A 14105-nucleotide genomic window follows, 5' to 3' on the forward strand; every position below is an offset into this window, starting at 1 on the left:
GGTCCGTGCGTCAGCGGGGCGGGTCGGCCGGGTGCGGGGCCACGAGGGGGAGCTGCGACGCCAGTCGCTGTTCGCACAGCTCGACCAGGCGGTCGTAGCCGGCCCTGCCCATCAGCTCGGTCAGTTCGGCCCGGTAGGAGACGTACACCGGTTCGCCCGCACCGTGGGCCGAGGTCGCCGAGGTGCACCACCAGTGCAGGTCATGGCCGCCCGGGCCCCAGCCCCGGCGGTCGTACTCACCGATGGACACCTGGAGCACGCGCGTGTCGTCCGGCCGGTCGATCCAGTCGTACGTCCGCCGGATCGGCAGCTGCCAGCACACGTCCGGCTTGGTCTCCAGCGGCTCCCGGCCCTCCTTCAGAGCGAGGATGTGCAGCGAGCACCCCATGCCGCCCGCGAACCCGGGCCGGTTCTGGAAGATGCACGAGCCCTGGAAGGGCCGCGTCTGCCGGGACCCCTCCTCGTCCTCGGAGACCCAGCCGCCGCTGTGGCCCTCGGCGTGGTGCTGCCAGAGGTCCGGGGTGAGCCGGGCCACGTGCTCGGCGACCCGCTTCTCGTCGTCCTCGTCGGAGAAGTGCGCCCCGAGCGAGCAGCAGCCGTCGTCCGCGCGGCCCGCCTGGATGCCCTGGCAGCCACTGCCGAAGATGCAGTTCCAGCGAGAGGTCAGCCAGGTCAGGTCGCAGCGGAAGATCTGCTCGTCGTCCGCGGGGTCGGGGAACTCCACCCAGGCGCGCGCGAAGTCGAGACCCTTCTCGTCGCTCGCCTTCGCACTCTTGGGAGTCTTGCCGGCCTTGCGAACCTTGTCCGCCTTTTCCGGCTTCGCGGACTTCGCCTTGTTCGTCTTTGGCACCCGTCCAGGGTAAGTGGCCGGGGCCCGCTCCGGGGACCGAGGACCGGCGTTCTGGCAGTAGCGTTTCCGTCCATGAGACTCGGTGTCCTGGACGTGGGTTCGAACACGGTGCATCTGCTGGTGGTGGACGCCCACCCCGGCGCGCGCCCGCTGCCCGCGCATTCGCACAAGGCCGACCTCCGGCTCGCCCAGCTCCTCGACGGCAGCGGTGCCATCGGCGAGGAGGGCATCGACCGGCTGATCGCCGTCGTGCGGGACGCGCTCCAGGCCGCCGAGGACAAGGGCGTCGAGGACCTGCTGCCGTTCGCGACCTCCGCGGTCCGCGAGGCCACCAACGCCGACGACGTCCTCACGCGCGTGGCCGACGAGACCGGCGTACGCCTCCAGGTCCTCACCGGCGCCGAGGAGGCCCGGCTCACCTTCCTCGCCGTGCGCCGCTGGTTCGGCTGGTCCGCCGGAAAACTGCTGGTCCTGGACATCGGCGGCGGTTCCCTGGAGATCGCCTACGGCATGGACGAGGAGCCGGACACGGCCGTCTCCCTGCCGCTCGGCGCCGGCCGCCTCACCGCGGGCTGGCTGCCCGGCGACCCGCCCGCTCCGGAGGAGGTCCGCGTCCTGCGCCGGCACGTCCGCACGGAGATCGCCCGCCACGTCGGGGAGTTCAGCCGCTTCGGCGCCCCCGACCACGTGGTCGCCACGTCCAAGACCTTCAAGCAGCTGGCCCGCATCGCCGGTGCCGCCCGCAGCGCCGACGGCCTCTACGTCCAGCGCGAACTCAAGCGCGAGTCCCTGGAGGCCTGGGTCCCCCGCCTCGCCGGCATGACGACCGACCAGCGAGCGGAACTCCCCGGTGTCTCGGAGGGCCGGGCGGGCCAGCTGGTGGCGGGCGCCCTGGTGGCCGAGGCCGTGATGGACCTGTTCGGCGTGGAGAGCCTGGAGGTCTGCCCGTGGGCCCTGCGGGAGGGCGTGATCCTCCGGCGCCTGGACCACATGGGCTCCGCCTGACGGCCCGTGGCGCGCGGACCCCGGGAGCGATCACGGCCCCGCCGCGCCCGCCCGCATGGCATACCTCACACCGGCGAACCGGCACCCAACACCCGGGTCCCCCCACGCCGTAAGGTGACGGACGTGGGTGAACCAACGGACGTGCGCATCGCGCTGTCGACCGCCTCCGTCTACCCGGAGTCGACGGCGACGGCCTTCGAGATCGCCGCACGCCTCGGCTACGACGGTGTCGAGGTCATGGTGTGGACCGATCCGGTCAGTCAGGACATCGAGGCGCTGCGCCGCCTGTCGGACTATCACGGCATCCCGGTCCTGGCCGTCCACGCCCCCTGCCTGCTGATCACCCAGCGGGTCTGGTCGACCGATCCCTGGACCAAGCTCCAGCGGGCCCGGGCGGCGGCGGAGAAGCTGGGGGCGTCCACGGTCGTCGTTCACCCGCCGTTCCGCTGGCAGCGGCAGTACGCCCGGGACTTCGTCGACGGGATCTGGCGGATGGCGAACGAGACGGACGTCCGGTTCGCCGTCGAGAACATGTACCCGTGGCGCTACCGCGACCGCGAGATGCTCGCCTACGCCCCCGACTGGGACGTCACCAAGGACGACTACCGGCACTTCACGATCGACCTCAGCCACACGGCCACGGCCCGTGCCGACGCCCTGGACATGGTCGACCGCATGGGAGACCGGCTCGGGCACGTGCACCTCGCCGACGGCCGCGGCTCCGCCAAGGACGAGCACCTGGTGCCCGGCCGCGGCACCCAGCCCTGCGCCGAGCTGCTGGAGCGCCTCGCGCTCACCGGCTTCGACGGGCACGTCGTGATCGAGGTCAACACCCGGCGGGCGATGTCCGGCGCCGAGCGCGAGGCCGACCTCGCCGAGGCCCTGGAGTTCACGCGCAAGCACCTCGCCTCGGCGGCCGTAAGGGTGCCCCGGGGATGAACGGGACCACCCCCCGCCGCCGTGGCCGCCCCCCGCGCACCGAGTCCGCCGGCACGCGCGACCGCATCCTCACCGCCGCCCGCGAGGAGTTCTCCGCGCGCGGCTACGAGAAGACGTCGGTCCGCGGCATCGCCAAGGCGGCCGAGGTGGACCCGGCGCTCGTCCACCACTACTTCGGCAGCAAGGAGGAGGTGTTCGAGGCGGCCGTCGAGGTCGCCTTCGCCCCCGCCCTGAACGCGTCCGACGCGGTGACCGACGGCCCGCTGGACGGCGTCGGGGAACGGCTGACCCGCTTCGTCCTCGGTGTCTGGGAGAACCCCGCGACCCGTACCCCGCTGCTGGCGATCGTGCGCTCGGCCGTCGACAACGACACCGCCGCCGCCGTCTTCCGCCGCCTGATCGCCGCCCAGCTGATGCGCCGCATCGCCGCCTTGCTGGACCTGCCCGACGCCGAGCTGCGCGCCGAGCTGGCGGCGGCGCAGCTGGTGGGAACGGCGATGATGCGGTATGTGATCAAGCTGGAGCCCCTGGCATCCGCGGACCTGGAGCAGCTCGTCGCGCGGCTGGCACCGGTCGTACAGCACCATCTGACGGCCGCCTGACCCCGTACGCGCGGTACGACGCTGGAACGCCCGTCCCGCATTCCGGACACTTCTGTCCACGGTTCGGAGGGGCGGCGTACGCTCGGAGAGAGTCAGAACTCTCTGGACTCTTCTCCAGAAGGTCTTCGAAGGAGCGAGCGACGATGCCCGAGCTGAGGTCCCGCACAGTCACCCACGGACGCAACATGGCGGGCGCCCGCGCCCTTATGCGTGCCTCGGGTGTACCCGGTGCGGACATCGGCCGGAAGCCGATCATCGCCGTGGCCAACTCCTTCACCGAGTTCGTGCCGGGCCACACCCACCTCCAGCCGGTCGGCCGGATCGTCAGCGAGGCGATCACGCAGGCCGGCGGCATCCCGCGCGAGTTCAACACGATCGCCGTGGACGACGGCATCGCCATGGGCCACGGCGGCATGCTCTACTCGCTGCCCTCCCGCGACCTCATCGCCGACTCCGTGGAGTACATGGTCGAGGCCCACTGCGCCGACGCCCTGGTCTGCATCTCCAACTGCGACAAGATCACCCCGGGCATGCTCATGGCGGCGCTGCGCCTGAACATCCCGACCGTCTTCGTCTCCGGCGGCCCGATGGAGTCCGGGCGCGCCACCCTCGTGGACGGCACGGTCCGCACGCTCGACCTCGTCGACGCGATCTCCGACGCCGTCAACGACAAGATCTCCGACGAGGACATCCTCCGCATCGAGGAGAACGCCTGCCCGACCTGCGGCAGCTGTTCCGGCATGTTCACCGCCAACTCGATGAACTGCCTGACGGAGGCCATCGGCCTCTCCCTGCCCGGCAACGGCTCGGTCCTCGCCACCCACACCGCCCGGCGCCGCCTCTACGAGGACGCGGCCCGCACGGTCATGGACATCACCCGCCGCTACTACGAGCAGGACGACGACACGGTCCTGCCCCGCAACGTCGCCACCTTCCAGGCCTTCGAGAACGCCATGGCCCTGGACATCGCGATGGGCGGCTCCACCAACACGATCCTGCACCTGCTGGCCGCCGCCCAGGAGGCGGGCGTCCCCTTCGGCCTGGAGGAGATCGACGCCGTCTCGCGCCGCGTCCCCTGCCTGGCGAAGGTGGCCCCCAACGTCGGGAAGAACCGCACGTACTACATGGAGGACGTGCACCGCGCCGGCGGCATCCCCGCCCTGCTCGGCGAACTGCACCGGGCCGGCCTGCTCAACGAGGACGTCCACGCCGTCCACAGCCCGTCCCTCGCCGACTGGCTCAAGACCTGGGACGTCCGCGGCGGCTCCCCGTCCGCCGAGGCGGTCGAGCTGTGGCACGCGGCCCCCGGCTGCGTCCGCTCCGCCGAGGCCTTCTCCCAGTCCGAGCGCTGGGAGGCCCTGGACGACGACGCAGAGAACGGCTGCATCCGCTCCGCCGAGCACGCGTACTCCAAGGACGGCGGCCTCGCGGTCCTGCGGGGCAACCTCGCCGTCGACGGCTGCGTGGTCAAGACCGCCGGTGTCGACGAGTCGATCTGGACGTTCGAGGGCCCGGCGGTCGTCTGCGAGTCCCAGGAGGAGGCCGTCCAGCGGATCCTCACCCAGGAGGTCAAGGACGGCGACGTCGTCGTCATCCGCTACGAGGGCCCCAAGGGCGGCCCCGGCATGCAGGAGATGCTCTACCCGACCTCGTACCTGAAGGGCCGCGGCCTCGGCAAGAGCTGCGCCCTGATCACCGACGGCCGTTTCTCCGGCGGCACCTCGGGCCTGTCCATCGGTCACGCCTCCCCGGAGGCGGCCTCCGGCGGCACGATCGCCCTCGTCCAGGACGGCGACCGCATCCGCATCGACATCCCGGGCCGCACCATCGAACTGCTGGTGGACGACGCGGAGCTGGCCCGCCGCGAGCAGGCGCTGAACGGCGTCTACGCCCCGAAGAACCGCGACCGCAAGGTCTCCGTCGCCCTGCGCGCCTACGCCGCGATGGCCACGAGCGCGGACAAGGGCGCGGTGCGGGACGTGTCCCTGCTGGGCTGACCGGCCGGACAGGCGGGACAGCGGGCCGCTCCCCGGTGGGGGGCGGCCCTTCGCCGTGCCCGTCCGGACGTCACCAGCTCCCCGGGGAGCGGCCGTCCACGGTGAAGACGGTGCCGTCGGGCGCGGTGGCGCAGACCCGCCCGTCCCCGCCGACGATCACGGGGGCGGGCGGCGTGGTCACGACCCCGGCGGAGTGCGTGCCCAGCCGTGCGGGTGTCTGCCCGGTCAGCGTGCCGGTGCGGGCGTCGACGGCGAGCAGCCGGCCGTCGCTCCCGGTGACGTACACCGACCTGCCCCGCGCGACGGGCACCGAACCGCGGCTCACCGACGTCTCCAGATGCCACAGATGCCGGCCCGAACCCATGTCGACGGCGTCGAGGGAACCGCCGGTGGCCAGCACATGGACCACGTCCCCCCGCACACTCGCGTGCGCGCCGGCGAGCACGGCGGGCAGCGCCACGCGCCGCGTCGACCCGCTCCCGGGCGTGTAACGGACGATCTCCCGGGCGCCGTAACCGCTGTCGACGCCCAGGAAGTACACCGAACCGTCGGCCTGGGCGGCGAACGGTTTCAGCCAGCCCTTCAGCCGGACGTCCCACCGCACCCGCCCCGTGCCCGGGTCCACGGCGGTCACTTGCGTACTGGTGCCGTCGGCGGACGTCCGCGTCGCGTACGCCGGCTCGCTCCGCGCACCGGATCCGCCCGGGAACGCCACGAAGGACGGTACGCCCCGGCCGGGTACCGCACCGTGCCAGCGCGTGGCACCGGTCGCGCCGTCCACGCCGGTGACCACGCCGTCGGCACCGGTGAGCAGGGCGATGTCGCCGGCGTACCGCACCGTCGTGCCCGCCGGCAGGCGCCGCTGCCAGACCTCCTTGCCCGTGGCCGGATCGAGCCCGGCGAGCCGTCCGCCGCCGTCCGTGTACGGCTGCACCAGACCGCCGGAGACGACCGGAGGCCCGCTGGTGGACCGCGTGTCGACGGGCCGCCGCCACAGCAGCCGGCCGTCGGCCGGGGAGAGCGCGAAGACGACACCCGGCCGCGCGCAGAGCACCTTCCCCACCCCGTACGCGCACTGCGGCATGCCCTCTCCGGCGGGCACCGGCCGGACCGTCCAGGCGCGGGCGCCGGCCGTCCGGGGCGCCGTGCTGCCGGCCCTCGGCCTCTCGTCGCCCCCGCCGGATCCCCACACCGCGGCGAGGCCCACCAGCACCAGCCCGAGGGCGCCGGCCCCCAGCACCGCCCGCCGGCCCGGTCGCCGCATCGATCGCCGCATCAACGGCCGCGCCGGTGGCCGCTCCGGCCCTTGTTCGGCCTGCTCCGGACGGGCAACCGCCACCGGGCCGGGCCCGTCCTCGCTCGCGCGCTGCGCCGGTATGAACGCCTGCGTGTCGTACGAGGCCGCCACCGAGCGCAGTTCCCGCATCAGCTCATCCGGCGTGGGCCGGTCCGCGGGCTCCTTGGCGAGGCAGCGCCGCACCAGCGGGGTCAGATCGTCCGGTACGCCCGTCAGGTCGGGCTCGTCGTGCACCACCTGATAGGCGACGACGTACGGACTGTCCGAGTCGAACGGCCCGCGCCCGGTGGCCGCGTGCACCAGGACCGAGCCGAGCGCGAAGACGTCGGCCGCCGGCCCCACCTCCCGGGGGCGCCGGAACTGCTCGGGCGCCATGAAGGGCGGCGTGCCGATCAACTTCCCCGTCTCGGTGCGCAGCTCGCTGTCGGTCGGCCGGGAGATGCCGAAGTCGATGACCTTCGGCCCGTCCTCCGCGAGCAGGACGTTGCTGGGTTTCAGGTCCCGGTGCACGACCCCCACCCGATGGATGTCCCGCAGCGCCTCCGCGAGCCCGGCCATCAGCCGGCGCAGTTGCGGAGCGGTCATCGGACCCTTCCGCTTCACCTGTTCGGACAAGGTCGGCCCCGGGATGAACAACGTGGCCATCCACGGCCGCGCGGCCTGCGGATCGGCGTCCACGACGGGCGCGGTGAAGGCACCGCTGACCTTCCGGGCGGCGGCCACCTCCTGCCGGAAGCGGCCCCTGAACTCGGGGTCCCGCGCGAACTCGGCGTGTACGACCTTCACCGCGAGCGTCATCCCCGAGGTGCTGCGGGCGAGGTGCACCACACCCATGCCGCCGGAGCCCAGACGGGACTCCAGACGGTAGTGACCGGTGTATTCGGGAAGTTCCGCTTCCGCGCCCGCCCCGATGTTGCGCTGTGGCGCCATGGACCACCCCCGTGCTGTTCGTCCGCGCGCGCGACGCACGGAGCCTAATCGATGGTTCGTGCGAGACGGAGGCGGCTTGCTAGCGTCTGCGTGCGCGTCGCGCGGACGCGTTCCGCGTCGGGCTCTCAGCTCGACGACACGGGAACAGCAACGGGGGAGGAGCACGAACATGTCAGTCGACCGTGCGCAGGAGACCGAGGGCATCGACGACGGACCGGCGGTGGAGGCGGCGGCAGCGGTCCGCACCTACGCCGTGGCTCCCGGCGTCCGGCTGAACGTCCGCAGCGGCCCCGGCCCCGGCTACAACCTGGTGCGCATCCTGCCCGAGGGCGTCCGGGTCCCGGTCTACTGCCAGACACCCGGTACGACCGTGTCGGGCACCTACGGCACCACGAACCTCTGGGACCTCATCGACAGCGGCGAGTACGTCTCGGACGCGTACGTACACACGGGCAGCGACGGCTACATCGCCGCCCGCTGCGGCTGACCCCGGTCCAGGTCGGCACCGGCCCGGTGGGGGAGGCCGCCCCCCACCGGGAGCCCGTAGGCGCGCGGAGCCATAATCGTGGCGTGAGCGACGAAACCGGCACCACGGACACCTCGGCGGCCCCCACCGGCGGCGCGCCCCAGGGCGACGGGGTGGCTCCGGACCACGCACCCCGCCCCGAGCCCCTGCGCTTCTTCGGCACCTCCTGGGTGCACCACGACAACGGCTACGCGGCCCGCCGCGCCGGCGCCGCCGTCGGCTCCCTCGCCGCCGCGGCCGCCTCCTGCCTGGTGCTGCGCTACGCGTACGAGGGCATCCGCATCGCCGGCACCGGCTCCTTCGTGACCATGCTGGTCCTCGTCATGTTCGCGATCTGCACGGCGCTCGCCTTCCGCAACACCTGGGACGGCTTCGGCGTCCGGCACGACCCGCAGCGCCAGGCCTCCCTGCGCGGCCTGCTCGCCATCGGCTTCGTCGGCTCCCTCCTCGCCTACTCCGTCCGCTCCCTCACCGAGGCCCCGGGCGAGAATCTGCACCGCGAGGAGTACGAGAAGGCGCGCGCGGAGCACGAACGCCGCGCCACCCGCCGCACCGGCGACCCGTCGAGGAAGAAGCGGCGCCGGTAGCACTCCGGCAGCCACGGGCCGCGCGGTCCGCACCGACGCCCGGCCGTAGGCCGCGCCCGCCCGAGGAGCACCCCGTGTACGGCGCCGCCCCGCCGAAAAACGCTGTGTCCTGCGGCCCTTCCCGCCCACCATGACCCCATGGCAACCCCCGAGTCACCCACCACCCCGCACGCCGTCCGGGCCCACTCCTTCAACTCCGCCGCCGCCCAGTACGCCGCGAACCGCCCCTCCTACCCACCGGCCCTTCTCGACGCCGTCGAGGAACTGGCGGGCCGTTCCCTGTCCGGCGCCAGGACCGTGGACGTCGGCGCCGGCACCGGGATCGCCAGCGCCCTCCTGCACGCCCGCGGCGCCGACGTCCTCGCCGTCGAACCCGGCGAGGGCATGGCCGCCGAGTTCCGCCGCGCGCTGCCGCACATCCCGCTCGTCCGGGGCGACGGCAACGCGCTTCCCGTCGCCGACGCCCACGCCGACCTCCTCACCTACGCCCAGGCCTGGCACTGGACCGACCCGGCCCACTCGGTGCCGGAGGCACTGCGCGTGCTGCGGCCCGGCGGTGCGCTGGCCCTGTGGTGGAACACCGAGGCACTGGACGTCGAGTGGATCGCCGAGGCCGCCGAGCGCACCGGCCGCCTTCTCGGCCCGGGCTTCACCATCGCCGAGCGGCGCGCGAACCTCGAGCGCACCGAGCGGGCCGACCCCAGCGGGCGCCTGGACTTCGCCCGCCGCACGGTCCGCTGGAACCGACGCGTCCCGGTCGACGTCCACCTCGCCAACCTGGGCAGTCACTCGGCCCTCCTCGTCGAGTCCGAGGAGCGCAGGACCGCCTTCATGGAGGAGGAGCGCGCCCACCTGTTCAAGGCCTTCCCCGACGGCACCGTCGAGGAGACGTACGACGTCCACCTCCTGGTCGCCCGCACACCCTGACCCGGACCCGGATCCCACCCCGGCTCGCCCCTGTTCCTTCCCCGCCCAGCGGCGGCCGGCCCCGCCCGGCCGCCGCTGTCGCGTACGCGCCCCCGACCACCGGCCCCGAGCAAGCCGCGAGCAAGCACGCCGGCGCTCTCGGGTGCCCCCCGACCCCCTTGACGCCGCACCCCCGCGGGCGGATTATTCATCGCGTGATGAATTATGAACCGAGTGGCCCGCCACCCCACCCCGCAACCTCCGCAGTCCCCGCCACCCCCGCCGTCCACGCCGAGGGCCTCACCGTCGTCCGTGGCACCCGCACCGTCCTGCGCGACCTCCGCTTCACCGTCCCCCGCGGCCGGATCACCGGCCTGCTGGGCCCCTCCGGCTGCGGCAAGTCCACCCTCATCCGCGCGATCGTCGGCACTCAGGCCGGGATCACCGGCAGTCTCGACGTCCTCGGCCACGCCGCCGGGTCCCCGGCCCTGCGCAGCCGCATCGGCTACGTCACCCAGGCCCCCTCCGTCTACGACGACCTCACCGTCCGCCAGAACCTGGAGTACTTCGCCGCGATACTCGACCCCGGCCGCGCCGCCGCCGAACGACGCCACCACCACGTCACCCGGGCCATCACCGACGTCGACCTCACCAGCCACGCCGACGCCCTCGCCGGCAACCTCTCCGGCGGCCAGCGCAACCGCGTCTCCCTGGCCGTCGCCCTCCTCGGCACCCCCGAACTCCTCGTCCTGGACGAACCCACCGTCGGACTCGACCCCGTCCTCCGCCGCGACCTGTGGAACCTCTTCCACGACCTCGCCGCCACCCGCGGCGCCACCCTCCTCGTCTCCTCCCACGTCATGGACGAGGCCGAGCGCTGCCACCGCCTCCTCCTCATGCGCGAGGGCGGGATCCTCGCCGACGACACCCCGGACGCCCTGCGCACCCGGACCGGCACCGACACCGTGGAGGCCGCCTTCCTGCACCTCGTCGACGCAGCGGCCACCGCGGACCGCACGAAGGAGAGCACCCGATGAACCCCACCAGCCCGACCGGCCCCGCGGACACGGTGGCCACCACCCCGGCCGCCGGCGCGTTCACCACCTCCCGCGCCACTGCCACCGCGGCCCGGGTCCTGCGCCAGCTCCGCCACGACCCGCGCACCATCGCGCTGATGATCCTCGTCCCGTGCCTGATGCTGCTCCTGCTGCGCTACGTCTTCGACGCCAGCCCCCGCACCTTCGACAACATCGGCGCCTCGCTGCTCGGGGTCTTCCCGCTGATCACGATGTTCCTGGTCACCTCCATCGCCACCCTGCGCGAACGCACCTCCGGCACCCTCGAACGCCTCCTCGCCCTGCCCCTCGGCAAGGCCGACCTCATCGCCGGCTACGCCCTGGCCTTCGGCGCCGTCGCCGTCGTCCAGTCCGCCCTCGCCACCGGACTCGCCGTCTGGCTCCTCGGCCTGGACGTCACCGGCTCCCCCTGGCTGCTCCTGCTCGTCGCCCTCCTCGACGCCCTGCTCGGCACCGCCCTCGGTCTCTTCGTCTCCGCCTTCGCGGCCTCGGAGTTCCAGGCCGTCCAGTTCATGCCCGCGGTGATCTTTCCCCAGCTCCTCCTCTGCGGCCTGTTCACACCCCGCTCCGACATGCACCCCGTCCTGGAGGCCGTCTCCGACGTCCTGCCGATGTCGTACGCCGTCGACGCCATGAACGAGGTCCTCCGCCACACCGACATGACCGCGGTCTTCGTCCGCGACGCACTGATCGTGGCCGGCTGCGCCCTGTTGGTCCTGGGCCTGGGAGCGGCGACCCTGCGCCGGCGGACCGTCTGAACCCCCTTCGCCGCGGCGGACGTCCGCCCACCGGACACCCCACCCGCACCCCTGCTCACCGGTGCGAAACTGAACCGCATGAGCCAGAAAGTCGCAGTCCTCGGCACCGGCAAGATCGGCGAAGCCCTGCTCAGCGGAATGCTCCGGGCCGGCTGGGCCCCCGCCGACCTCCTGGTCACCGCCCGCCGCCCCGAACGCGCCGAAGAACTCCGCACCCGCTACGGAGTCAGCCCGGTCGGCAACACCGAGGCCGCCAAGACCGCCGACACCCTGATCCTCACGGTCAAGCCGCAGGACATGGGCACCCTCCTGGACGAATTGGCCCCGCACATCCCCGCCGACCGCCTCGTCATCAGCGGAGCGGCCGGTATCCCCACCTCCTTCTTCGAGGAGCGCCTGGCCACCGGCACCCCCGTCGTCCGGATCATGACCAACACCCCCGCCCTCGTCGACGAGGCCATGTCGGTCATCTCCGCAGGCAGCCACGCCACCGAACGGCACCTCGCGCACGCCGAGGAGATCTTCGGCGGCGTCGGCAAGACCCTCCGCGTCCCCGAGAGCCAGCAGGACGCCTGCACCGCCCTGTCCGGCTCCGGCCCGGCCTACTTCTTCTACCTGGTCGAAGCCATGACCGACGCCGGCATCCTGCTCGGCCTGCCCCGCGACAAGGCCCACGACCTCATCGTCCAGTCGGCGATCGGCGCCGCCGTGATGCTCCGTGACAGCGGTGAGCATCCCGTCAAGCTGCGCGAGAACGTCACCTCCCCCGCGGGCACCACGATCAACGCCATCCGCGAACTGGAGAACCACGGCGTACGCGCCGCCCTCATCGCCGCCCTGGAGGCCGCCCGCGACCGCAGCCGCGAACTCGCCTCCGGCAAGAAGGACTGACCCCACTCGACGAAGGGCCGACCCGACGCCCTGCGCGGGCGGCGGCCACCCGCCGCCCGCAGGCCACCACTCGGCTACCGCGCGGCGCTCAGCGAGGCCTCCGCCACGGGCGGCAGCAGTCCGATCGCCCGGTAGGCCGTATCAACGGTCGGACGAGCCAACGCCCTGGCCTTCTCCGCACCATCCCGCAGCACCCCCTCCAGATAGGCCGGATCGGCGCACAGCTCCCGGTGCCGGGCCTGCACCGGCCGCAACACCTCCACCACCGCCTCCGCGGTGTCCTTCTTCAAAGAGCCGTACGAGTCGTGAACGTCCGCCAGTGACTCAGGGTTCCCGCCCGTGCACGCTGCGAGAATCTCCAGCAGGTTCGCGACCCCCGGCCGCTCTACCGGGTCGTACCCGACCTCCTGGCCGCTGTCGGTCACCGCCCGCATGATCTTCTTCCGCACCACGTCCGGCTCGTCCAGCAGGTACACGACCCCCTGCCCCGCGTCCGACTTCCCCATCTTGGACGTGGGGTCCTGAAGGTTCATCACCCGGGCCGCCACCCCCGGAAGCGTCGCCCTCGGCACCACGAAGGTGTGGCCGTACCGCTGGTTGAACCGCACGGCCAGATCCCGCGCCAGCTCGACGTGCTGCACCTGGTCGTCCCCGACCGGCACCTCGTCCGTGCCGTAGGCCAGGATGTCCGCCGCCATCAGCACCGGATACGTCAGCAGCGACAGCCGGACGCTCCCACCGCGCTCCCGCTGCCGCGCGGCTTTCTCCTTGTACTGGATCATCCGCCGCATCTCGCCGTCGCTCGCCACGCATTCCAGCAGGTACGACAGCCGGGTGTGCTCGTCGACATGGCTCTGCACGTACAGGGTGCACAACTCGGGGTCGAGCCCGGCCGCCAGCAGGAGCGTCGCCGCCTGCCTGCTGAGCCTGCGCACCCGCGCCGGATCGTGGTCCACGGTCAGCGCGTGCAGATCCACGATGCAGAACAGCGCGTCCGCCCGGTGCTGATCGACCTCGGCCCAGCGCCGCATGGCTCCCAGGTAGTTCCCCAGGGTCACGTGCCCGGTCGGCTGGATCCCGCTGAAGACCCGCTTCATCTCACTCCACCTTCGGTCCGGGCCACCGCTGCCGCGGCCGGCCCCCCGAAGTCCCGGAGGGAGATACACGAACGGCCGCCGAAGCGGCGGCCGTTGAGTGCATACGTGCGTACGGCCGCCGTCAGGCGGCCCACCAGAGCTGGGGACACGTACGCGTGGTCACGTCGTCCACCGTACGCCTGCGGGAGGCTTCAGGGGCGAGAGTTGACACTCCCCGCGACCGTCCGTAAGGTACTCCGAGTTGTCCGACGTGAGCACCGACTCCGGTCGGTCCCCGGACAGCCATTCCGTGAGCACCACCCAATCGATCGCCACCTCGGTGACGACTGCATTGGCGTGCGTATTTGCGAAATGAGGAATCCGCGTTCGAAAGGACGGCGGCCCCCGATTAGCTCGGGAGTCGGGAATCCGCTAAAGTCTCACTCGTCGGAACGGCCGAACGGCCGGGAGGACAAGCCCGCTGACTGGGAGTCAGGCACCGAAAGGGTCTGATAGAGTCGGAACCGCCGGAAAGGGAAACGCGGAAGCGGGAACCTGGAAAGCACCGAAGAAATCGGATCGAGAAAAGATCTGATAGAGTCGGAAACGCAAGACCGAAGGGAAGCGCCCGGAGGAAAGCCCGAGAGGGTGAGTACAAAGGAAGC

General features: G+C 72.4%; 13 protein-coding genes. 10 read left to right on the top strand and 3 right to left on the bottom strand.

Features of this window, described 5'->3' with window-relative positions:
- Positions 1-10: 10 nt before the first annotated feature.
- A complete protein-coding gene (locus tag AB0F03_RS24850; protein WP_361995659.1) occupies positions 11-850 on the bottom strand; it encodes a hypothetical protein in 840 nt (279 codons plus the stop codon).
- Between the two features lie 72 nt (positions 851-922).
- Between AB0F03_RS24850 and AB0F03_RS24855 the strand changes: the two genes are divergently transcribed.
- The 4 genes from AB0F03_RS24855 to ilvD all read left to right on the top strand — a co-directional run bounded on the left by AB0F03_RS24855 (position 923) and on the right by ilvD (position 5393).
- Positions 923-1855 carry a Ppx/GppA phosphatase family protein gene (locus AB0F03_RS24855; protein ID WP_361995661.1) on the top strand — a complete coding sequence of 311 codons (933 nt, stop codon included), beginning with the start codon at positions 923-925 and terminating at the stop codon, positions 1853-1855.
- Between the two features lie 123 nt (positions 1856-1978).
- Positions 1979-2794 (top strand): sugar phosphate isomerase/epimerase, encoded by an 816-nt coding sequence (locus tag AB0F03_RS24860; protein ID WP_361995663.1) that lies wholly within the window; start codon positions 1979-1981, stop codon positions 2792-2794.
- Positions 2791-3396 (top strand): TetR family transcriptional regulator, encoded by a 606-nt coding sequence (locus AB0F03_RS24865; RefSeq protein WP_361995665.1) that lies wholly within the window; start codon positions 2791-2793, stop codon positions 3394-3396. The genes AB0F03_RS24860 and AB0F03_RS24865 overlap by 4 nt, the downstream gene beginning before the upstream one ends.
- Before the next feature lie 143 nt (positions 3397-3539).
- The gene (ilvD, locus tag AB0F03_RS24870; RefSeq protein ID WP_361995667.1) at positions 3540-5393 is read left to right on the top strand and encodes a dihydroxy-acid dehydratase; all 1854 of its coding nucleotides are present in this window, start codon (positions 3540-3542) and stop codon (positions 5391-5393) included.
- A gap of 70 nt (positions 5394-5463) precedes the next feature.
- Here the strand turns inward: ilvD and AB0F03_RS24875 are convergent, their stop codons facing one another.
- A complete protein-coding gene (locus AB0F03_RS24875) occupies positions 5464-7620 on the bottom strand; it encodes a serine/threonine-protein kinase (RefSeq protein ID WP_361995669.1) in 2157 nt (718 codons plus the stop codon).
- A gap of 169 nt (positions 7621-7789) precedes the next feature.
- Here AB0F03_RS24875 and AB0F03_RS24880 point away from each other — a divergent pair, with 169 nt between their 5' ends.
- The 6 genes from AB0F03_RS24880 (at position 7790) to proC (ending at position 12364) form a co-directional block, all read left to right on the top strand.
- Positions 7790-8107: an SH3 domain-containing protein gene (locus AB0F03_RS24880; RefSeq protein ID WP_361995671.1), complete on the top strand. Its 318-nt coding sequence runs from the start codon at positions 7790-7792 to the stop codon at positions 8105-8107.
- A gap of 83 nt (positions 8108-8190) precedes the next feature.
- On the top strand, positions 8191-8733 hold the full coding sequence (locus AB0F03_RS24885) for an EamA/RhaT family transporter (RefSeq protein ID WP_361995673.1): 543 nt from the start codon (positions 8191-8193) through the stop codon (positions 8731-8733).
- Between the two features lie 138 nt (positions 8734-8871).
- The gene (locus AB0F03_RS24890; protein ID WP_361995675.1) at positions 8872-9660 is read left to right on the top strand and encodes a class I SAM-dependent methyltransferase; all 789 of its coding nucleotides are present in this window, start codon (positions 8872-8874) and stop codon (positions 9658-9660) included.
- A gap of 197 nt (positions 9661-9857) precedes the next feature.
- Positions 9858-10676: an ABC transporter ATP-binding protein gene (locus AB0F03_RS24895; protein WP_361995677.1), complete on the top strand. Its 819-nt coding sequence runs from the start codon at positions 9858-9860 to the stop codon at positions 10674-10676.
- Positions 10673-11473 (top strand): ABC transporter permease, encoded by an 801-nt coding sequence (locus AB0F03_RS24900; RefSeq protein WP_361995679.1) that lies wholly within the window; start codon positions 10673-10675, stop codon positions 11471-11473. Before AB0F03_RS24895 ends, AB0F03_RS24900 begins: the two co-directional genes overlap by 4 nt.
- Before the next feature lie 78 nt (positions 11474-11551).
- A complete protein-coding gene (gene proC, locus AB0F03_RS24905; RefSeq protein ID WP_361995681.1) occupies positions 11552-12364 on the top strand; it encodes a pyrroline-5-carboxylate reductase in 813 nt (270 codons plus the stop codon).
- A gap of 74 nt (positions 12365-12438) precedes the next feature.
- Here proC and trpS read toward each other — a convergent pair whose 3' ends face one another.
- Positions 12439-13461, bottom strand: coding sequence for a tryptophan--tRNA ligase (gene trpS / locus AB0F03_RS24910; RefSeq protein WP_361995683.1), 1023 nt, complete (start codon positions 13459-13461; stop codon positions 12439-12441).
- Positions 13462-14105: the final 644 nt, after the last annotated feature.

Origin of the sequence: Streptomyces sp. NPDC028722, assembly GCF_040637655.1 — a bacterium.
Lineage (GTDB): Bacteria > Actinomycetota > Actinomycetes > Streptomycetales > Streptomycetaceae > Streptomyces.